This is a genomic window from Adlercreutzia rubneri (assembly GCF_009755265.1).
GTDB classification, from domain to species: domain Bacteria; phylum Actinomycetota; class Coriobacteriia; order Coriobacteriales; family Eggerthellaceae; genus Adlercreutzia; species Adlercreutzia rubneri.
In genome coordinates this window covers 47823-66852 of sequence record NZ_WPOO01000008.1, presented here as the reverse complement: position 1 = coordinate 66852, position 19030 = coordinate 47823, and the positions used below count along the sequence as shown (strand labels likewise).

16 protein-coding genes and 1 pseudogene are annotated in these 19030 nt (G+C 66.0%); 8 read left to right on the top strand and 9 right to left on the bottom strand.

What is annotated here, in order from left to right:
- Positions 1–21: 21 nt before the first annotated feature.
- From GO707_RS06305 to GO707_RS06295, 3 genes are read left to right on the top strand one after another with little or no spacing between them, the layout of a single operon-like run.
- Positions 22–921 (top strand): MarR family transcriptional regulator, encoded by a 900-nt coding sequence (locus GO707_RS06305; protein ID WP_114539233.1) that lies wholly within the window; start codon positions 22–24, stop codon positions 919–921.
- Positions 915–3278 (top strand): DMSO/selenate family reductase complex A subunit, encoded by a 2364-nt coding sequence (locus GO707_RS06300; RefSeq protein WP_157012558.1) that lies wholly within the window; start codon positions 915–917, stop codon positions 3276–3278. The genes GO707_RS06305 and GO707_RS06300 overlap by 7 nt, the downstream gene beginning before the upstream one ends.
- A complete protein-coding gene (locus GO707_RS06295; RefSeq protein ID WP_114539231.1) occupies positions 3275–3943 on the top strand; it encodes a 4Fe-4S dicluster domain-containing protein in 669 nt (222 codons plus the stop codon). Before GO707_RS06300 ends, GO707_RS06295 begins: the two co-directional genes overlap by 4 nt.
- A gap of 51 nt (positions 3944–3994) precedes the next feature.
- On the opposite strand, the gene rhaM is transcribed toward GO707_RS06295, so the two are convergent.
- The 3 genes from rhaM to GO707_RS06280 all read right to left on the bottom strand — a co-directional run bounded on the left by rhaM (position 3995) and on the right by GO707_RS06280 (position 7628).
- Positions 3995–4306, bottom strand: a complete 312-nt coding sequence (rhaM, locus tag GO707_RS06290) for an L-rhamnose mutarotase (RefSeq protein WP_114539230.1) — start codon at positions 4304–4306, stop codon at positions 3995–3997.
- A 225-nt stretch (positions 4307–4531) separates the two neighbouring features.
- Positions 4532–5899 carry an ATP-binding protein gene (locus GO707_RS06285; RefSeq protein WP_157012557.1) on the bottom strand — a complete coding sequence of 456 codons (1368 nt, stop codon included), beginning with the start codon at positions 5897–5899 and terminating at the stop codon, positions 4532–4534.
- A gap of 364 nt (positions 5900–6263) precedes the next feature.
- The gene (locus GO707_RS06280; protein WP_157012556.1) at positions 6264–7628 is read right to left on the bottom strand and encodes a PFL family protein; all 1365 of its coding nucleotides are present in this window, start codon (positions 7626–7628) and stop codon (positions 6264–6266) included.
- Between the two features lie 318 nt (positions 7629–7946).
- Here GO707_RS06280 and GO707_RS06275 point away from each other — a divergent pair, with 318 nt between their 5' ends.
- The 3 genes and pseudogenes from GO707_RS06275 to GO707_RS06265 form a co-directional block, all read left to right on the top strand.
- Positions 7947–8342, top strand: coding sequence for a helix-turn-helix domain-containing protein (locus GO707_RS06275; protein ID WP_198161032.1), 396 nt, complete (start codon positions 7947–7949; stop codon positions 8340–8342).
- A 139-nt stretch (positions 8343–8481) separates the two neighbouring features.
- Positions 8482–8694 carry a helix-turn-helix domain-containing protein gene (locus tag GO707_RS06270; protein WP_114539227.1) on the top strand — a complete coding sequence of 71 codons (213 nt, stop codon included), beginning with the start codon at positions 8482–8484 and terminating at the stop codon, positions 8692–8694.
- A gap of 37 nt (positions 8695–8731) precedes the next feature.
- Positions 8732–9124: pseudogene (locus GO707_RS06265) on the top strand (HipA domain-containing protein); the annotation flags it as partial.
- 14 nt (positions 9125–9138) lie between these two features.
- Here GO707_RS06265 and GO707_RS06260 read toward each other — a convergent pair.
- The 6 genes from GO707_RS06260 to GO707_RS06235 are packed head-to-tail and all read right to left on the bottom strand — an operon-like array spanning position 9139 to position 17166.
- Positions 9139–9549 carry a hypothetical protein gene (locus GO707_RS06260; RefSeq protein ID WP_157012554.1) on the bottom strand — a complete coding sequence of 137 codons (411 nt, stop codon included), beginning with the start codon at positions 9547–9549 and terminating at the stop codon, positions 9139–9141.
- A 9-nt stretch (positions 9550–9558) separates the two neighbouring features.
- Complete coding sequence (locus GO707_RS06255; RefSeq protein WP_198161031.1) at positions 9559–12462, bottom strand: protein kinase domain-containing protein; 2904 nt, start codon at positions 12460–12462, stop codon at positions 9559–9561.
- The gene (locus tag GO707_RS06250) at positions 12452–14335 is read right to left on the bottom strand and encodes an AAA family ATPase (RefSeq protein WP_227070160.1); all 1884 of its coding nucleotides are present in this window, start codon (positions 14333–14335) and stop codon (positions 12452–12454) included. Before GO707_RS06250 ends, GO707_RS06255 begins: the two co-directional genes overlap by 11 nt.
- A 10-nt stretch (positions 14336–14345) precedes the next feature.
- Positions 14346–15020 carry a 4Fe-4S single cluster domain-containing protein gene (locus tag GO707_RS06245; RefSeq protein ID WP_157012551.1) on the bottom strand — a complete coding sequence of 225 codons (675 nt, stop codon included), beginning with the start codon at positions 15018–15020 and terminating at the stop codon, positions 14346–14348.
- 6 nt (positions 15021–15026) lie between these two features.
- Positions 15027–15629 carry an FHA domain-containing protein gene (locus GO707_RS06240; protein ID WP_157012550.1) on the bottom strand — a complete coding sequence of 201 codons (603 nt, stop codon included), beginning with the start codon at positions 15627–15629 and terminating at the stop codon, positions 15027–15029.
- Position 15630: 1 nt separating this feature from the next.
- Positions 15631–17166, bottom strand: a complete 1536-nt coding sequence (locus GO707_RS06235; RefSeq protein ID WP_157012549.1) for a hypothetical protein — start codon at positions 17164–17166, stop codon at positions 15631–15633.
- A gap of 100 nt (positions 17167–17266) precedes the next feature.
- Here GO707_RS06235 and GO707_RS06230 point away from each other — a divergent pair, with 100 nt between their 5' ends.
- Both GO707_RS06230 and nrfD read left to right on the top strand, forming a co-directional pair.
- Positions 17267–17923 carry a carbonic anhydrase gene (locus tag GO707_RS06230; RefSeq protein ID WP_173113999.1) on the top strand — a complete coding sequence of 219 codons (657 nt, stop codon included), beginning with the start codon at positions 17267–17269 and terminating at the stop codon, positions 17921–17923.
- Positions 17924–18016: 93 nt separating this feature from the next.
- Positions 18017–18997 (top strand): NrfD/PsrC family molybdoenzyme membrane anchor subunit, encoded by a 981-nt coding sequence (gene nrfD, locus GO707_RS06225; RefSeq protein WP_157012547.1) that lies wholly within the window; start codon positions 18017–18019, stop codon positions 18995–18997.
- Positions 18998–19030 lie beyond the last annotated feature (33 nt).

The following is a 19030-nucleotide window of genomic DNA, read 5'->3' as shown; positions in this document are numbered from 1 at the left end:
AGGCGGAAGGGGGCGGCACGGGTGGACTACGCGAAGGCCCATAGCGTCACCTTGTGGTGCGCCGTGCTCGCCAAGGCGAACCGGGGCGTGGCCAAACTCCTTCCCAAGCAGATGACCCAACTTCAATTTCGCCTTCTGGAGCAGCTGACGCTGCCCGAGTCCGGGCATGTGCGCCCGGTGCGCGTCGCGCGGCTCTTGGTACTGAAGCCTTCCGATGTTGATGAGGCAGTGGCCGTTCTTGCCGATCAGGGGCTCGTCAGGCCCTGCGAGGACGGCTGCATCGAATTGACGCGGGCCGGCCGTGAGAGAACGATGGAGCTGACCAAGCGCTTGAATGTGTTCTTCGCGCTGTGCGTGGGCGGACTGGCCGATGAGGAGCGCGCCGTTTTGGCTGACTTGCTCCGGAGGGCGTTCTCCCTCCCGGGGAGTTACTACGCGAGCGGTTCTCGTGCGGGCGAGTCCGTCGGGGTGTTCGACGCCCGGCGCGGGCTGGCGGCGACGGCCATGCTCCACGGCGCCGTGCTGGTCGCGATCAAGAAGGCGACGTCGCTGTCGTTCACCGATTTCCGTTTCCTGTTGGAGCTCTACCCGAAGCGCCGCACGGCGACGAGGATGCTGCGCGCCCGCGATGTGGTGGCCTTCCTGCGGACGGGCCGGGCCTATGTGACCACCGCCTCGGTTCGCCTGGAGGAGCAGGGCTACCTCGTGCGCGTTCCCGACGACCGCGATGCGCGCGGCATCCTGTTCAAGCTCACGCCGCAGGGGATGCTCTGCGTGCAGGATGTGGCCGACGACTTGTACGCCGTGCTTGTGTCGATGTTCGGCGAGGCAGTGGAAGAGCGGGCGGTGCAGCGTGCCCTCAAGCACCTGCTCGAGCTGGAGGACGCGGCCCTCGACGAGCTGGGGGAGCTTTCATGGTGAGGCGCGAGGGTTGGTCGTCTGGGCGGGACGGGTCGCGCGAGGTGTGGCAGACCTGCGCGGTGAACTGCGGATCCCGCTGCGCGCTGCGCCTTCGGGCGCGCGAGGGCGAGATCCTCTGGACGGAAACCGACTGCGGCGACGAGGAGCCCGGCAATCTGCAGATGCGCGCGTGCCTGCGTGGTCGGGCCCTGCGCTATTGGCTGGGCAGCCCCGATCGCCTGAATGAGCCGCTGCGCCGGGTGGGGCCGAGAGGGTCGGGCCAGTTCGAGCCTATCAGTTGGGATGAGGCCCTCGATGAGATTGCGGAGCGCATCCGCGACACGGTGGCGCAGTGGGGCAACGAGGCGGTGCTCCTTCCCTATGCGACGGCGATATGGTCGGGCTCCGGCTCGCCGTTCGAACGGCTGATGAACTGTTACGGCGGACACTTGGGCATCTATGGCGACTACAGCTGCATGCAGCTGCAGACGGCGTGCATGTCGCTGTACGGCGATGACGGCTACTACACCGGCTCGCTGCTTTCCGAAGCGTCCCATGCCGATCTGGTGGTGTTTTTCGGCGCCAACCCGGCGCTCACGCGCATGGGCGGGGCGAGCGGAGCGCATCGTCTCGCGCAGGCGCGCGAGGAGGCCGCGAGGGAGGGGCGCCCTTTCAGGGTAATCGCGATCGATCCGTGCCAGAGCGATGCGGCGACAGGCGAGAGCGATGCGTGGATCCCCGTCCGCCCCGGCACCGATGCGGCCTTCGTGGCCGGCGTGGCCTGGGTGCTCATCACCGAGGGCCTTGCCGATGAGGAATTCCTTCATCGGTACTGTATCGGCTACGACGGCGCGACGATGCCCGCGGGCGCACCCGCCTCGGAGAGCTACCGCGCTTACGTGCTGGGGGAGGGCCCGGACGGAGTGGCGAAAACGCCGCAGTGGGCCGCGCGCATCACCGGGTGCCCCTCGGCGCGCATCGCCTCTTTCGCGCGCGAGCTGGCCGGCGCAAGGCGGGCGTTCATCATGCAGGGATGGGGCCCGCAGCGCACGGCCCTCGGCGAGCAATCGGCCCGAGCGATCTGCCTGCTTTCCCTGCTTACGGGCAACTTCGGTCTTCCCGGCACGAACAGCGGCGCCCGCGAGCGGCTTTTCCGGCCTGTCCTTCCCGATGATCCAGTGGGGGAGAACCCGGTTGATGTGGCCATCCCCGCGTTTCTCTGGTCGCGCGCGGTCGAGCGGGGGCGCGCTCTTACGGCTTCCGACGGCGTGCGTGGCGCCGCGCGTCTGCCCTCGCCGGTGAAGTTGATCATCAACCATGCGGGAAACGCGCTCACCAACCAGCACGCCGACGTCAATCGGACTCACGAGATCCTCGCCGACGAGAGCCTGTGCGAGTTCATCGTGGGCATCGACGTGATGATGACCGATTCCATGAGATATGCCGACATCGTACTGCCCGATGTGGCTCAGGCCGAGCGCGACGTGCTCGTGTCGTCGGGGAACTCCGACGGCGTGCGCGGCGTCATCGTGGCCGCATCATGGGGCGGCAATGCGTTCGATCGCCGGTGCGCGTGGGACGTGGCTCGCGATCTTGCGCGGCGGCTTGGGGTGGAAGAGGCCTTTTGCGAAGGTGCCTCCACGTTGGGCGAGATGGATGGGCTGCGGTTGCGCGAGAGCCGCTTCGCCCATGATGACGAGGCATTGCGCGAGCTGGCCGAACGGGGAATCGTGCGGCGTCCCTACGAGGGCGAGACGGTGGCCTATGCCGCTTTCCGACGCGATCCGGAGGGGTGCCCCTTGCCCACGCCCTCGGGGAAGATCGAGATATACGACCAAAAGATCGCGGAGCTCTTGGCGGCCGACCCGGGTCTTCCCGTAAGCTCGATTCCGGCGTATATCGCCGCGCCCGAGGGCGCCGAGGCGGCGCTTGTCGGCCCCTATCCCTTCCAGATGATCAGCTGCCACGGGCGCCAGAGCGCACACTCGTCGTTCGCCAACGTACCTGAGCTTGCGGTCGTGGCGCCCCGGCGCCTGTCGGTGAATCCCGTCGATGCCGAACGACTTCAGCTTGTCTCGGGCGGCTTGGTGGTCGTCGAAAACGATCGGGGCGCCCTCGTATGCCGAGTGCGGGTGACGCCGCGCATCATGCCGGGCGTGGTAGCGCTGCCGGAGGGCGCGTGGCACGATGCGGACATGTGGGGGGATCGTCTCGACTGGGGCGGCTGCGCCAACACGGTCTCCTCCGACGAGCCGACGGCGTGGTCGCACGGCAACCCCCACAACTCGTGCTTGGTCCGTCTGCGCCCCTTGACCGATGCCGAGCGGGCGGAAGCGGCGCGGCGTGAGGCAGCGGGACGAGGGGAGGTGGCGCGATGACGCGCGCGAAGATGCCGATCGTATCTGGCGCGGGTTCCTCGGGCGACCCGCATCATCAGTTCGGCTTCTCGTTCGACCAGCGGCGCTGCACGGGCTGCAAGACCTGCGAGATGGCCTGCCGGGACTACCATGATCTGGGCACAGGTCCGGCTTTCCGCACTGTGCACGAGTATGCGGGGGGAACCTGGATCCAAAACGACGAGGGCGCGTGGGAGCACGACGTGTTCGCCTTCTACGTCTCCATGTCCTGCAACCATTGCACGAATCCCGTCTGCCTGCGCTTTTGCGCCTCCGATGCCATTGCCAAGGACGATTTCGGGTTCGTGAGGGTCGATGCCGCGCGTTGCACGGGATGTCAGGTGTGCGCCCTGTCGTGCCCCTATCACGCCCCGCGTTTCAGCGAGGCGAGTGCGCACATCGAGAAGTGCGACGGGTGCTTCGATCGCGTCGCCGCCGGCCTCGGGCCGATTTGCGTGGAGGCGTGCCCCCAGCGGGCCTTGGGCTTCGGCATCTACGACGACATCGCCGATCATCCGCTCATGGTCGAGCGTGTGGCCACGATGCCCGATCCGGTCATAACGCAGCCGAACTACGCGATCGAGCCGTGTGAGGCGGCGTTGCGCGCTGCAGATGCGGCTGCTTTGCAGAATTTGGGAGAAATCTAGGCGGTTGGATGGCCCGGGCGGAGCGCCTGCTCGCACATGCGCTCTCTGCGCCTAGTCCATGTGGAACAGCACGGGCAGGTCGACGGAGACCGGCGAGTTGTCCTCGTTGGTCTCCATGATGTCGGCCATGAAGTCCCACCACTTCCGGTTGATGGCCGTATCGGCGCCGGCGGCCCACCGCTCGGGGTCGTCGATCTCGATGTAGCCGAACAGCGTCAGCGTGTCCGGGTCCAGCGCGATGGTGTAGTTGCGGCCGCCGTGGGCGTGGATCATGTCGATCATCTCGGGCCACAGCTCGTTGTGCCGCCGCTCGTACTCCTCTTCCATGCCGGGGTACAGCTTCATCTTGAACGTCTTGATCATCGGGTGCTCCTTGGGCGAAGGGGGTTGGGCCCGCATGCAGCGGGCGCTTTCTGGGGGCTATGCTAGCGCGTTGCTCCGGGAAAACCGAGGGCGAGCGTGCCTTGCGATGAAACTGACAAAGTGGATATGGCCAATATGGCAAAAATGCAAAGTTGAAAAGAGGCGAAATGGCAAAAATGCAAAGTTCTGAAGCTGCAATGGGCGCAGCACCTAGGTCGCCTTCCGTCAGGGAAGCTCCACGACGAAGGAATCGGGAAGGGTGTCGGGTTTGAGGAAAGCGAGCATATACCAGGGCATGTAGGCGATGGCGCATTGGATGTCGCGCCCCTCGGGAATTTCCACTTCCACCGTCGTGTTCTCACGGCAGAAGACGTAGGCGAAATCGAGCCCCCACTCCTTGACACGCAGGACGTTGTCGAGGGCGACGTGGGCGCGGAATATCCGGCCGGATTTCGCCTCGATGGGCACCACCTTACCGCTCTTCTGCACGACGAAATCGATCTCTCTGTGCTTGGCCTTCTCGTAGTAGAGCGCGTCGAATCCGTTGGCTGTGAGCATTTGGGCGAAGGCGTTCTCCAATATGGCGCCCCAGTTGATGTCAAGCTCTCCCTGGAGTACCTTGAACGGCACGCCGTCGCCGAGCATGGCGACGAGGAGTCCCGTGTCGCACAAAAACAGCTTGAAGACGCTGTGCTGGCGGTTGAGGCGCAGCGGTGCCACGAGCTCGGTCACGTTGTAACAGGGGATCGCCACGCCGGCGTCGGCCAGCCAGATGAAGTCGCTCTCGTAGCGCTCGCTGCGTGCCGACTTTGCGAGGTCGGAGAGCTTGAAGCGCTTGTTCTTCTTGCTGAGCTCAGCAGGGATAGCGTCGAAGATAGCGCCGACGTGGGCCTTGTTGCGGGCGTACTTCACGATGTCGGCCCGGTACAGCTTTAAGATGTCCTTCTGGACGCTCTGCACTTGGGCGATGTCGCGGGTCTGGGCGAATCGGGCCACGGCGGCCGGCATGCCGCCCACTATCAAGTAGTACTTGAACAGCTCCATGAGCTTCTGGTGGATGACGGCGGGCGCGGCGGCTTCTTCCTTGAAACACGCGCGCGCCATCTCGAGGGCTGTCTCGTTTTCTCCGAGGGCCCAGCAGAATTCCTCGAAGGAAAGGGGATAAAGCGTCAGCTCGCTCTCGTAGCCGACGGGGAGGGAGGGTACGTTTTCGTAGGTGACGCCGAGGAGAGAGCCGGACTCGATGTAATCGAAACGGCCGTCCTCCACGAGGAACTTGATGGCCGTGCGCGCCCGCGGGCACTCCTGGATCTCGTCGAGGAAAATGAGCGTGTCTCCCGGCGTGAGGGCGGTGCCGCTGAATGCGGAGAGCTGGGGGATGAGGGTATCGGCATCGAGGTTCCCCGCGAAGATGGCTTTCGCTTCGGGGGACTCAACGAAGTTGATCTCAATGGTGGTGCCGTAGTGCCTCTGGGCGAAGGCGCGGACGAGGTAGGTCTTTCCCACCTGTCGCGCGCCGTCCACAAGCAGAGCGCGGTGGTGGGGATCTTTCTTCCAACTTACAAGTCGCTCGTAGGCAGCTCGCTTCAGCATGATGCCTCCTTCGCCGCTGATTATAGCTTATCGTTAGTATGCGACGAAAATGAGAAAGTGTCCAGGGTACTTTGCGACGAAAATGAAAAAGTGACAGTTTGAGGTTGATAAAGAGAAAGGGCCAGCGCTAACTGGCCCTTCTAATTCAACTGCACCTGCGCCGCCCGTGCTACCTGAGTTTTGGATGACGAAGGAAGCGGGCTTTGCTGGTACGCCTCTATTATAGTTGCACGGCTAGTCTTTTGGAACTACCTACCGGGAAATAGTCGGCAACAAAATCACGCACCCCGGTTAGGCGATTTTCCGTTCTCGATTCGTGGTGCATTTTGACGCGAGGGAAGCGCAGATCATGGTTTTCGAGCCGCTAGTTCTTCAGCGAGTTCAAGGGGGCGGGCATGCGGCCGCCGCGGTGGGCGAAGACGGTGCCGGCGTAGGGGTTCACGGGCATGACCGGGGCGTAGCCGAGCAGCCCCCCGAAGTCCAGTTGGTCGCCCACCTGGCAACCGATGGCGGGAATGAGGCGCACGGCGGTGGTCTTGTTGTTGATCATGCCGATGGCGCACTCGTCGGCGATGATGCCGAAGATGGCCTCTTGGGTGGTATCTCCCGGCACGGCGATCATGTCGAGGCCCACGGAGCACACGCACGTCATGGCCTCCAGCTTCTCGATGGAAAGCGCTCCGTCCTCAGCGGCGCGGATCATGCCGGCGTCCTCAGACACGGGGATGAAGGCGCCGGACAGGCCGCCCACCGAAGACGACGCCATGACGCCGCCCTTCTTCACGGCGTCGTTCAGCATGGCGAGCGCCGCCGTGGTGCCGGGGCCTCCGCACTGACCCACGCCGATGGCCTCCAGAATCTCGGCCACGGAGTCCCCCTCGGCCGGGGTGGGGGCGAGCGACAGATCCAGGATGCCCTGCTGCACACCGAGGCGGCGCGAGGCCTCGCGGGCCATGAGCTCGCCGGCGCGGGTGATCTTGAAGGCCGTGGCCTTAATGGCCTCGGCCACAGTGGTGAGGTCCGCTTCCTTCGGCAGGTCGGCGAGCACCGCGCGCACGACGCCGGGGCCGGACACGCCTACGTTCACCACTTCGTCGGCCTCGCCGGAACCGTGGAAAGCGCCGGCCATGAAGGGGTTGTCCTCCACGGCGTTGCAGAACACGACGAGCTTGCCGGCGCCGATGCACTGGCGGTCGGCGGTGAGCTCGGCAGCGCGCTTGACGATACCGGCCATCTTGAAGGCGGCGTCCATGTTGATGCCGGCCCGCGTGCTGCCCACGTTCACGGAGGCGCAGACGCGGTCGGTAGCGGCGAGCGCGGTGGGGATGGAGTCCATGAGCTTGTGGTCGGCCCGGGTGGCGCCCTTGTGCACGAGCGCCGAGAAGCCGCCGACGAAATCGACGCCCACCTCCTTGCCGGCGCGGTCCATGGCCACGGCCACGGGCGTGAGGTCGTCGGCGGTCACCGCGGCGCAGATCTCCGCGATGGGGGTGACCGAGATGCGCTTATTCACGATGGGGATGCCGAACTCGCGCTCGAGCTGCTCGGCGGTGGGTACGAGCTTCTCGGCGGTCGAGGTCATGCGGTCGTAGACCTTCGAGGCCAGCTTGTCCACATCGGCGTCCACGCAGCCACGCAGGTTGATGCCCAACGTGATGGTGCGGATGTCCAAGTTCTGCTTGGACACCATGGCTAGGGTCTCGGCAACTTCGGCAGGGGTGATCTGCATGGCGGCTCCTCGCTCGCGACGGTCGGCAGGGCGCGCACTTCGCGCCCTGGTAATTGTTCCGGCTCAGTCTACCAAATCACGCCCGTTCCCGTCGCCGTACGGGCGTGGACGGGTCAGATTGTCTGTGACCATTCGCAATGTCAGGTTCGAAGAGGTCAGTCGTTGGTTTTTTGCCGCCGGAGCGTCTCTATTACACTGATCCGCACCAAGGGCAACCTATAAGTGCGCAATAGTTGCTGGTGCTCTGCCGCCTGCGTGCTAGGATGAATTCATCAAGGTGATTCTGAGAAGGCGAAAGGCGAGAAAGCGAGGCGGAAAATGGTGGTCATGGGGTTAGGGCTTCCCGAAGTTGTTATGGTACTGGCGGTTATCGTCATCAAGGTGATTCCCTATATCCTTTTCGCCGTTCTGGTTGCGCTTGTTGTGAGATATCTGAACGCGCGGCCCCGGCGAGATCGTGAGAGGAAGACCGCGCATTCGTTGGGCGAAGTGCTAGCGGAGGAGCGCCGACGCTGTGGCATGACGCAGGAGTTCGTGGCCCACGAGCTCGGAGTGAGTCGCCAGGCGGTTTCGAAATGGGAGAAGGGAACGAGCGATCCGTCCACCCACAACCTCATCGCCCTTGCCGAGCTGTACGGCGTCGATGCGGCCACCCTCATCAAGTCGGTCGAGCGCGACGGTAGCAAAGCGGCCAGCGCTGCCTCGGAGGGCTAGGCATCGGCGGCTAGTCGATTGCGCAGGTCGCGGTGCTGATCGCAGACGCAGAGAGCAGTCTTTATCGCGATCGCGATATTTTTCTTTTCCTCCTGTGCTATTATCGCGATCGCGATAATGATTGAAGGCAGGTGAGGACATGGCCATTCGAAGCGCGCGGGACTTTGGGGCGGCGATTCGCAATCGTCGCAAGCAGCTTGGATACACGCAAGGAGAACTTGCCGAGATGTGCGACGTAGGAATAATGTTTGTCTCTCAATTGGAGAACGGAAAGCCGACGGCCCAGCTGGACAAGGCGATTCGCGTTGCGAACATGGTCGGACTCGATATTGCGCTTCAAGAAAGGCGGTAGCCCATGCGCATGAAGGTGTGGGGCGAGATATCGGGCGAACGCCGTTCTCGGAAATTGCGACGGGCACCTCAAGAACCTCACTGTGCTTCGGGGCACCGACTGGTCGTCGTTTGCATTGGCGCCTGTGTACGACATCGCCTCGACGGTGGTATATGGGGGCCTCGACCGTCGTATGGCCATGCGCATCGGGTCGACCAACAAGATCGACGAGGTTGGCCGGGACGATTTTCTCGCTTTGGCGAAGGAGCTAGACGTTTCGCCGCGCATGGTGAGGCGGCTCATCGAGGAAGTTTGCGAAGGTGTTGGCGGGGCGGCGTCCGACGTGCTGCGCGATACGGAAGACGCTCTGGGCGCACCGCTTTCGAAGCTGCGAGATATCGAGGAGTTCGCGCGGTCGCAGATTGATCGGCTGGGCATAAAGGGCGCGTAACGAGGGCGAATCTCCTAAGACTCCTTTTCGCTCTGCTCGGCAGCTGCCTGCTCGGCCTCCGCAGCTTCGATGGCCCCTTCTTGGGCGGCGAGTTTCTCCAGCTCGGCGAGGAACTGGTCGGCCTCGGGGGCGTAGCTCAAATGCTCGGGGCGGGGAAGCGACCCGGCGGCGAAATCGCCCAGAGGGCCGCCGAAGCAGTCGTCCCAGTAGGCCTCGCCGAGCAGGTCGGCGGGAACGTCGGGCTCCAGCTCGATGAACGAGCACACCCAGCCCGGCACCGGCGTGAGGTTGAGCAGCAGCACAAGCGCCACGAGGGCGGCGAAGGTGGCGAGGATCTGCAGGTTCTGGCGACGGTGCACCAGGGTGGCCAGAGAGGCGGCGGAGCTTACGTCGGCAGTGTCGGTTGAAGGCGTATCGGTGCTCATGGGGCGCTCCTAGCGGCGGAAGAGGGAGAAGATGAAGTACAGGACGACGATGAAGATGCCGATGGTGCCTGCGAACAGGACGAGGAAGGGGATGACGCAGGCGATGGTCAGGAGCGTCAGCGTGACCATGGTGGGATGCTCGCGCCGCGCGACGGCGATGACGGCGAAGGAGAGGGCGGCCAGGCCGCAGTAGGCGATACCCCAGATGAGCTGGTCCTGCAGGAAGTACCAACCGGTCTCGCTGGCCAGGTCGGCCCAGGCGCCATAGCCCAGTCCCGAGGCGGTGACGATGGTGACGCCGGCCGCCGCGATGAGCGCCCCGCCCCAGAAAAACCCTTTGGAAAGGGCCGTGGCGGTGGCCTCGGGGTGCCGGCGCGCCCGGGTCTTCGCGATGAACGCGCTCGTGTCTCGGGCCACCGGGACGGGCCCTTCCTCGTTGCCGGTGATCCAGCAGGCGGCCTCGCCGCCGCCTTCCGCAATGCGGGCCGCCTCCTTGCGCAGGGCCGTGGCGCGCCGGCGCGTCTGCCCGCGGGTGCGCACGCCGCGGATGGCGAAGGCGGCGCTGGCGAACTTGGGGGCGAGCACGGTGGCGGCCGCCGCCAGAAAACCGAGGAGCGCCGCTCCGGTGAAGGTGGCCGTGGGCACGGCCGAGATGTCCCAGAGCGCGTCCGGGTACACCGAGCCTTCTCCCATGCCGGTAGGGGAGATGAGCACCGTGGCCGCTGTGATAAGCGGCTCGCCGGCATTCACGACGCCGCTCCGCCAGCTTCCGAAGGTGAAGCGGGGCGTGACGAAGCACACGAGAAGGACGAAGGCGACGGCCAGAATGAGCCGTCCGAAGAAGGCGGGTTTGGAAAGCCCGTCCACAGGGGCGTGCTTGCCCTCGGCATCGGCCAGCGCATCTATCTGGGAGGCGGCCTCCTCCAGAGCCGCGGTGGCATCCTCGGCAAGGGCGTCGCTGCGGGCACTGCGCAGATGCTTGCGGGCCCAGGCCACGGCGGCCTTATCGGCGGCGGAGGTTTCCATGAGCTCGGTGGCGAAGCCCCGGGGCACGGGGCGCCCGAACAGCTCGGCGGTGAAGTAGTCGGCGGCTGTGGCGGGCACCACCGTCTCGCTCTCGCGGATAATACCGAAGTGGTGGATGTGCGGGCTCCCCTCGGTGTGGGCGGCCATATCGTCGGCACGCTGAACCAAGCGCGCGCGGGCCTCGACGGTATCAGCCAGGGGTGCCGAGGTGTTCACGGTCGCGGAGCCCACGGCCCGGATAAGCCTATCGCCCGCGCCGGTGCGTCCGTGGTAGGCCTTCAGGTTCCGCTGCACCCAGAACGCCCAGCCGTCGCTTCCGTAGCGTGCGGCGAAGGAGCGCACGGCGCTTTTGTTGGCCGCCGTGGCCTCCAGTACCGCCAGCACGCGATCCACCTTCTCGCCCGCATTCGCGTCCTCGTGCTCGCGCAGCCACTTAAGTCCGGCGCGGGCCGGGCCCGAAAAGCCGGCCACGGCCACGATGCCCAGAAGGTCGCGCACCGCTTCCTCGTCGGCGATAAGGCGGTAGAAGCCGAGCGGCGTGGCCGAGGCTCGCGCAAACAGGGCATCTACGGCGGAGGCCCCGGGCACGACGGCCTCGCCCTTCCAGAAGACAGCGCCGCGCGCCGGGTCGATGAGCGTAAGCGCCCGGGAAAGCCCCAGATCCTCGTCGCCGTTCTCGTCCTCGGGCAGCGTGTCCGGATCGCGGTCGGTGATGTCGTTCAGGGCCACGGCCAGATCTGTCTCGCCGAGTTTGCGGAAGTAGTCTTCCAACCCGTGGGTGTACAGGTGGCGCTTGGCTTTCTCCCAATTATTCGCCAGCGCCGTGACCAGGGTGGCACGACTCTCGTAGACCTTGCCTTCGAACTGATAGCCCGCTGGCCCCGCCATGGCGGCGGCGTCCAGCGGGTCGCGGTAGCGAAACGCGTCCGGGTCGGCCAGCCAGCGCTGGATGTCCTCGTAACCGAGGCGCCCCTGGGGATGGGCGTAGGTGAGCCCGTAGATGAGCTGGCCCAGCGTCTCATGCTCGGGCGCGCGGGCCTCGAAGGCTACGGGACGGCCGCCGGCGAGCACCGCCGACAGGTCGTCGCCGTCGATGAGCGTCTGGTGCGGGTGACGGCCGCCGTTGTACAGCGTCCAGATGGTGTAGCCGAGCGCGTACCAGTCGTTCTCGCGCTGCACCACCGAGGAATGGGGCGAGTAGCCCGGCGTGCGGCGGTCCACCTTGGTGGCGCCGGTATCGCGGCCCTCTTCCAGCACCGAGGAGATGCCGAAGTCGCCGAGCACCACCTCGCCTTCTAGAAGATAGAGGTTCTTCGGCTTCACGTCGCGGTGCACAATGCCCTCGTCGTGCAGGTGCGCAAGCGCGCTGGCGGCCTGTGGAATGATCCTGTCGCGCAGCTCTTCGAAGGAGGCGCCGTCGCGGGTGAAGGCGTCGTCGCACAGGGGCATGACGACCACATCGTAGGTGGACTCGCCGAGCCCCGGCACCTCGTCGCTGATCTGGCCCGTGGCGTACAGGGGCATGAGGTGCGTCTCGCGGAAGTGCTCCTCACCGAGGGGGTGTTCGGCCATGAGGCGCCGCAGGTAGCCGAGCACGGCCCGGCGTGCGAGGCGGTCGCGCACGGCGTGGGGCTGGTAGGCGATCTTAGCGACGAAGGTGCGGCCCTCCTCATCGGTGGTGGCGACGACCGTGCCCTGGCCGCCGGCTCCGATGACGTCGGCGGTGTGCAGGGTGAAGGTGCGGTCTCCGTCGCCTTGGAAGGGAAGGTCGGCACCGGAGAGGACGGGGGCGGTGGAGTCGATGTCCACGAGCGTGGGAGCGGCGTCCACGATGGTGGGTGCCACGTCCTGCCGCGGCTCCCGCGAGATGTTCGGGCTAGCAGCCATCAGTGGCTCCGGCCCCCTCATCGGCCCTGCGGAACGTGACAGCGCCGGCGCTGGCGACGGCTTCTACGGCTTCGCCAGCTTCCACGTTTTCGTCGAAGATGAAGGTGGACAGCGGGTTCAGGTACGCATCCTCCACCAGGTTGCCGATGCCGCGGCCGCCGTTCTCGCGCACCTCGGGGGCTAGCGCGCGCTCGGCCAGAAGGTCGAGTGTGGCCTGGGCGGCGGCCACGGTGATGCCGCAGCGGTTCCGCACGTTTCCGTTGATCTTTCGGATCTGCGATTCCAGGATGAGGCGCGAGGCCTCAGGCGAGATGTAGTCGAACACGACGATGTTGTCGCCGATGCGGTTCAAGACCTCGGGCTTGAAGTGCGTGGCCATGGCCTGCTGGACCCGGGCGCAGATGACGTCGTAGGGCTCGCCGGGCTGCACGATGTTGCGGCGGCCGATGGTGCGCCCGTGCTCGTCGAGGAGCTCTTCGGAGATGCCGACGTTGCTCGTGAAGAAGATGAGGGTCTCGCCGAAGTACACCGTCTGGCCCTGGCCGTCGGTCATGCGGCCGTCCTCCAGGATTTGAAGGAACTTGTCCATGATGGAGGGATGGGCCTTCTCCACCTCGTCGAACAGGAGCACCGAGAAGGGGTTGGCGCGCACGGCGTTGGTGAGCTGGCCGCCGGCCTCGTAGCCCACGTAGCCCGGCGGGGCTCCGAAGAGCTTCTGGTCGGAGGCGTCGGCGGCGTACTCGGACATGTCGAAGCGCAGGTAGCTGCGCTCGTCGCCGAACAGAAGCTCGGTGACCGCCTTCACGATCTCCGTCTTGCCCGTGCCCGTAGGGCCGGCGAGGAAGAGCACGCCTTTGGGCTTGGTGCCCGATGAGTGCTGCATGCCGGAGAAGCCCAGCACCGAGCGCTTGAGCACCGAGACGATCTTGGCGATGGCGGGCTCTTGGCCCTTCACGCGGCGGCGCAGGGCGGCCGCGGGGTCGTCGCGCAGCTTGTCCATCATGGCGCTCCAGCGGTTCTCGCGGATGCCGTACTTGTAGAGGTCCACGAGCTCGGTGACATGCTCCGGCGCCGTGCCGCCGCGGGCGTACAGACGCCGCAGCTCGTCCAGCTCGGTGAGCAGCATGCGGTCGGTGGTGTCGACGAGTTTCTCGCGAGGACGGTCGAGCTCGGGCGCGGCAAGGTCGGGGAAGGCGATGTCGAGATAAGCCTCGCGGGCCGGGCGATCGGGGCTGGGCAGTGCGATGACGCGCACGTCGGGGTTGCCGCGCACAAGCCAGGAGGGCAGGTCGGTGGCCTTGTTGGCGACAAGGACGAGGGTGTTCACGTGCTCGCCGTCCCCGCGAATGGCGTCTTTCGCGCCGAGGAGCAGGTTCATGAACACGGCGTTCTCCTCGGGAGTGAGGTCCTCCGGCGAGGAGGCGAGCCGGCTCGCGAAGTCGAACACGCAGGCGACGGAGCGGGGTTCTTCCTCTCCGAGCCGCCGCGAGAGGGCCGCGCGCACGAGCAGGGAGTCGTGGACGAGGCGGTTGGCGGCAAAGGGCTGCTGGCGGCTCGCCGGGTCGGCGCCGGGGTTCAAGGCCTCGGCCTCGGCGGTGAGGCGTTCCGCTTCGCGCTGGGCCGCCTGGGCGAGCGCGCGCACCTCGCCGGTGCCGAGGGGATCGTGCACGCCCCGCAGCGGATCCACGTAGAGGAACCGGTAGGGCCGTGTGCCGTCCGGCGCGGCGAACAGCTCCGGCAGGATGTGGGCGAGGGGAAGGAACTGGGTCTGCCCTTCGCAGTCCCACGGGTAGAGGTCGGACACGTTGCCCTCCAGCACGAAGAGCGGCTTGATGCCGATGAAGTTCTCCAGCTCGCGCTGCCAGGTAGGCATGTTCACGGGGCTACTCCTTCTCGCGGGTCGTTTGGGGCCGGCCGTGGATGCCGATGGATATCGCCCGGCCGTCGAACACCGCGTTCTGCACCGAGCGCGGTTTCTGCATCTCCTCGTGATACAGGGTTTCCAGTGCCGGATTGAGCACGATGACCCGTTGGTTGGTGGAACCGCGCAGCGCGCAGACGCCGTCGTTTTCCGCCTCGACATAGGGCCCGTCGATGAGCACGTCGATGAGCGGCGCATCCTCCGGGTGCGCGCTGGGGGCGGCCCCGGCGCTTCCTTCGTTGGGAAGGCCGCCGCTGCTTGGTTGCGGGGAGGAGGGGAGGGGAAGCAGGCCTTTCGGTAATTTGGGCATGGCGGTGAGCTCCCCGAAGGTGTAGCCGGTGTAGATGAGGATGTCGTCGAAGGCGGAGCGGATAGCCGCGAGCACGGAGGCGAGGGCCGGCGCCTGTTCCAGCGGATCGCCGCCGGTGAAGGTGATGCGATGGGCACCGGTGCGCCCGGCAAGGTCGTTCAGAACGGCAGCGAGGCGCGCGGGCTCGATGGCGGCCTCGGGGCGCGTCTCCCACAGCTCGGGATTGGCGCAGCCGGGGCATCGCTTCGTGCAGCCACAGGTCCACACGACGACGCGCTCGCCGGGACCTAAGGTGGTGACGGGGAAGTAGATGCGGTCGACGAACATGGCGGCCTACCGGCCGGACATGGCCCGCGCCGCGACGCGCGCGATCTGCCGGGCATCCAGCGGATCCTTGCAGAACGTGCAGGCGGCAACGCGACCTTCGGGGCCTTCCACGGCATATTCGGTCCCGCACACGGGACATCGCACGGACCAGGCAGTTTCGGCGGGAGCGTTCTGCGCGTCCGATTCCACGGCGGCCCCGTCCGCCACGGCCGCCTGGGTGCCCACCTGCACGCGGAACACCATGTCGGCCAGCTTCAGCATCTCGCCGCCGAACAGCGGTTGGGGCGCGCCGCAGCGCAGATCCGACCAGACGCCACCACGCTCCACGGCCGACGCGTTGCGGCCCGTGTGCTCGATGGTCCAGCGCCCTTCGCTGTCGACGGCCACCACGGCATGGACGCCGGACACCCTCGGCGAGAAGAGGTCGGGCGAGAAGTCGCCGGCGCGCCCAAGGATGCCGCCTGGGGCCGGTATGCGGACGACCTCCCCGCTCCGCACGTCTTCCAAAAGCAGGGTATCACCTGCGCTTTCGTGCGAAAAAGCGCCTCCGCAAGCGGCGCAGCGCATCGCATCGTCGGGGTTGGCGAAGCCGCAGGAGCACAGGCGCATGCTATCTCATCTCCCTTGTCGCGTTGCCGCTGCGCCTGCGCTTCCGCGCTTCGCGCCTCGCCGCCGCATCTTCTCCGTAGGGGCTGACCTCGGTCAGCCCTGGCCCGCGAGATTCGTTGGAGGCGCGGATTCCGTCGCGCTCCGCCATTCCCGCCCGCGCCTCGACGTCTGCGACGGCTCGCATCTCGCGGCAGAAGGCGGTATCGGGTGCGGCCTTGTAGCGCACAGTGTTGGTGATGCCGAAGGCGGCCAGATCCTCCGCGATCTCGTCGTAGACGGCGCAGAAGTCGTGCTGGTCGGCGAGGAGTCGCTCGGTGCGCGCCCCGCCAGGAGCCGCCTCCATGGTCACGACCTCGCCGTCTTCCACTGCCTCGATGCCGCCAGGCAGCCCTGCCACCTGCAGCATGAGGTCGCCCGCATCCGACACGAAGGCGTGCAGCCCCTCGGTGGCGTCTTCTCGGCCGAAGAGCCGATGGGTGCCCATGAGGTCGCGCCCCATAGTGACCGAGCGGGCGATGGTGTAGCCGTGGCGTGCCATAACGGTGTCGATGCAGGCCTTCAGGTAGGCGTTGCGATCGACTTGAAGCTGGAGGGCCCGCAGCGTCTCCAGGCGGCCGACGGCCTCCTCCAAGGTAGCGAAGGTGCCGAACGCTTCCGCGAAGGGGACGCTCTGGGCGCGCAGGTCGGCCTCGGCGTCCTCGATGAGGGCGATAAGATCGGCCATGGCTGCGGCGTTCGATTCCATGGTGGGGAGCAGAAGCGCCAGCTGCGCGGCGGCCTGCGGGCCCAGCTCGCGCGTCGTTTCCAGGAGCAGGGCGCGATCGGCAGGTAGGGTGCAGGGGGAGGCGATGAGCGCGAGCGCCCGACGGGCGACCTCTTGCACATGGTTGCGGGCGATCAATGTCCCGCTTTCGTCCACAGCAGCGGGCGAGGGGCGACCGAGGTTGCCCCCTACGGGCTCAACCTGCATGGCCGTCCCCTCTGCAGCAGCCTTCTCCATAGGGGCGGATCTTGATCCGCCCTGGGCTTCGACGGCCGATGATTCCGACGGCAGACAATGCTCATCGGCCATGAAAGAGCGGGCGGCCTCCACAGCGGCCGCTGTGGCGCTCTCTTTGGCGGCCTTGGCCAGCACGGCGGTGAAGTCGCGTGCTTCGGACGCGGCTGCGGCTTGGGCGCGGGCTCGCTGGATGCGTTCGGCCAGGGGGTGCGCCTCGCGCTCGAAGGCATCAGCGATGGCTACGGCTCGCGACGAGCAGCGCTCGGTCCGGGCGACGGATTCCGCCATGGCCGTTGCCGGCGTAAAAGCGCATTCCGCTGTCAGCTGCGCGAGGGCCGCCTCGGCGAGCTGCCGCAGGGAGGCAGCGGCTTCCTCGGCTTCGGCACAACCTTCGGCCTCGTTCAGAAGCTCGTTCAGGAGCGCCGCGATGCGCCGCCGCGCCCGGGCCCGACTGTGATCCACGTCGGAGCGCAGCGCCTCAAGCTGCGCCCGGATCATCCGCTCGATTTCCAATTGACTCGTCTTCGGCCCGCTCATGGATGTGCCCCTTTGCCCAAATTCTCTCTTCGGGCCATTATAGAGCCATCAGAAAGAATCGCGCGGGAAGATGGGAGACGGTATGAGCGAGGATGAAGCTGTGAAATTGACGACGGCGGGCTATACCGCTGACGACTACGACGGGGATGCCCATGTGCCAGCCGAGGAGGCGCTGCGGCGGCTTGTGGAGGGCAACCGCATCTACGTGGAGGCGCTCGACCATGAGCGCGATCTGTCCCAGGAGCGCATTGCCGACCTGTTCGAGAACGGTCAGCGCCCCTTCGCCTGCGTCATCACGTGCGCCGACTCGCGGGTGGTGCCCGAGCACGTCTTCATGACCGGGTTGGGCGAGCTGTTCGTCATCCGCGTGGCGGGCAATGTGGTGGGGCCCATCGAACTGGCCAGCGCCGTGTATGCCTGCGAACACTTGCACACCCGTCTTCTGCTGGTGCTGGGGCACACCCACTGCGGCGCCATCAAGGCGGCCCTCGATGGGGAAGCGGGGCCGGTGGCCGCCATCACCGAGCGCATCGTCGCGGCCCTGGGCGACGTGCGCGACCCCTACGAGGCCAGCGTGGCGAACGCCCGGGCCGCGGCAGCCGAGCTGGCCGCCTCGCCGGAGCTGGCGCGCCTTGCCGCCGAGCACGACCTGGACATCCGCGTCGCCATCTACCACACCCACTGCGGCGTCGTCGACTTTCTGCAGCGCGGCTCTGAGATCCTGACGTTTGACGGGGAGATTCCGCTCTTGAAATGATTATCGTAATAACTTGCGATAAAGTGATTGAGGGGATACACTTGCACGTGATGATTCGCGAAATGTAGGGGCGGCGTTGGAAGGCAGGGGAGAATGTTGTTCAGCGAACTTGCCGTAGCCTACTTGTTTTTCGGGGGAGCGGGGGCTGGCACCTGTGCTGTTATGGGCGTATTGGAATGCGCCAATTTAGGACGCTACGGTACGAGAGCGACCTATCGCACTACAAAGAAATCGCAGCCCCGTTTGATTCGGTGGGTGCGAAGAAACTTGCGAGTGCCCCATGAGCTGTTATCCCGCGGCTGGGTGCTCTGCCTGGTGCTGCTGGCGGTGGGATCGCTTTGCCTCATGGCCGATGCCGGCCGTCCCGAGCGGGTGCTCTCTCTGTGGCTGGCCCCTCGCTTCACGGTCGTGACGGTGGGTGCGTGGGCACTTTTGGCCTCGGGCGCTTTGGCGACTTTCTTCGCTCTTGCCTCGAATGGTATTGGCGCGCGATTGCCTCTCTTCGTAGTGCTCGTCGCCTCCGTTGCCGCTGTGATCGCAGGAGTTATCACAGCGGTCTACACGGGAGTGCTCCTCATGCAGCTGCCCTCGGTTGTCGCCTTTGGGTCGTGGCTTGTGCCGGCACTCTTTTGTCTCTCGTCGCTGTCATGCGGGGTGGCCGTGGCCTTCGGCGTTGCGTCTTTCGTTGATTCTCGCGTGCCGTTCGGTTCAGCGCTGCGATGCTTAAGCCACATGGACCGTGCGATAATCATCGCAGAGGCAGTGGCTCTGGCCCTCTTTGCGACGTTTTTGCTGACTGATATCCGAACAGAGGCGGGGGGCCGCGCCCTTCTGACGGGTGATGAGGCGATTATGTTTTGGGTGGTGCTCGTGCTAGCCGGTTTGGTCGCGCCCTTTATCTTGGAGTGTCGTTACCCTGGAGGAGATCGGCGCACAAAGGGCCTCTGGATTGCCGTCTGTGTGCTCCTTGGCGGGGCGGCCCTGAGGGTCTGCGTGACAGGGCTCGCCTCTTTCGACGTTTCCCAGAACCCCGAGCTCGCGATGCGTATGGCGTTCGCGGTAGCTGGAGGCTGAGCTGTGCCCTCGCAGCGGGAACGCTGGAATACG

Excerpts from the sequence above, each read along its gene's own strand:
- GO707_RS06300 (WP_157012558.1), top strand. The coding sequence starts at position 915 with ATGGTGAGGCGCGAGGGTTGGTCGTCTGGGCGGGACGGGTCGCGCGAG.
- GO707_RS06295 (WP_114539231.1), top strand. The coding sequence starts at position 3,275 with ATGACGCGCGCGAAGATGCCGATCGTATCTGGCGCGGGTTCCTCGGGC.
- rhaM (WP_114539230.1), bottom strand. The coding sequence starts at position 4,306 with ATGATCAAGACGTTCAAGATGAAGCTGTACCCCGGCATGGAAGAGGAG.
- GO707_RS06285 (WP_157012557.1), bottom strand. The coding sequence starts at position 5,899 with ATGCTGAAGCGAGCTGCCTACGAGCGACTTGTAAGTTGGAAGAAAGAT.
- GO707_RS06280 (WP_157012556.1), bottom strand. The coding sequence starts at position 7,628 with ATGCAGATCACCCCTGCCGAAGTTGCCGAGACCCTAGCCATGGTGTCC.
- GO707_RS06275 (WP_198161032.1), top strand. The coding sequence starts at position 7,947 with ATGGTGGTCATGGGGTTAGGGCTTCCCGAAGTTGTTATGGTACTGGCG.
- GO707_RS06270 (WP_114539227.1), top strand. The coding sequence starts at position 8,482 with ATGGCCATTCGAAGCGCGCGGGACTTTGGGGCGGCGATTCGCAATCGT.
- GO707_RS06260 (WP_157012554.1), bottom strand. The coding sequence starts at position 9,549 with ATGAGCACCGATACGCCTTCAACCGACACTGCCGACGTAAGCTCCGCC.
- GO707_RS06255 (WP_198161031.1), bottom strand. The coding sequence starts at position 12,462 with ATGGCTGCTAGCCCGAACATCTCGCGGGAGCCGCGGCAGGACGTGGCA.
- GO707_RS06250 (WP_227070160.1), bottom strand. The coding sequence starts at position 14,335 with ATGCCTACCTGGCAGCGCGAGCTGGAGAACTTCATCGGCATCAAGCCG.
- GO707_RS06245 (WP_157012551.1), bottom strand. The coding sequence starts at position 15,020 with ATGTTCGTCGACCGCATCTACTTCCCCGTCACCACCTTAGGTCCCGGC.
- GO707_RS06240 (WP_157012550.1), bottom strand. The coding sequence starts at position 15,629 with ATGCGCCTGTGCTCCTGCGGCTTCGCCAACCCCGACGATGCGATGCGC.
- GO707_RS06235 (WP_157012549.1), bottom strand. The coding sequence starts at position 17,166 with ATGAGCGGGCCGAAGACGAGTCAATTGGAAATCGAGCGGATGATCCGG.
- nrfD (WP_157012547.1), top strand. The coding sequence starts at position 18,017 with ATGTTGTTCAGCGAACTTGCCGTAGCCTACTTGTTTTTCGGGGGAGCG.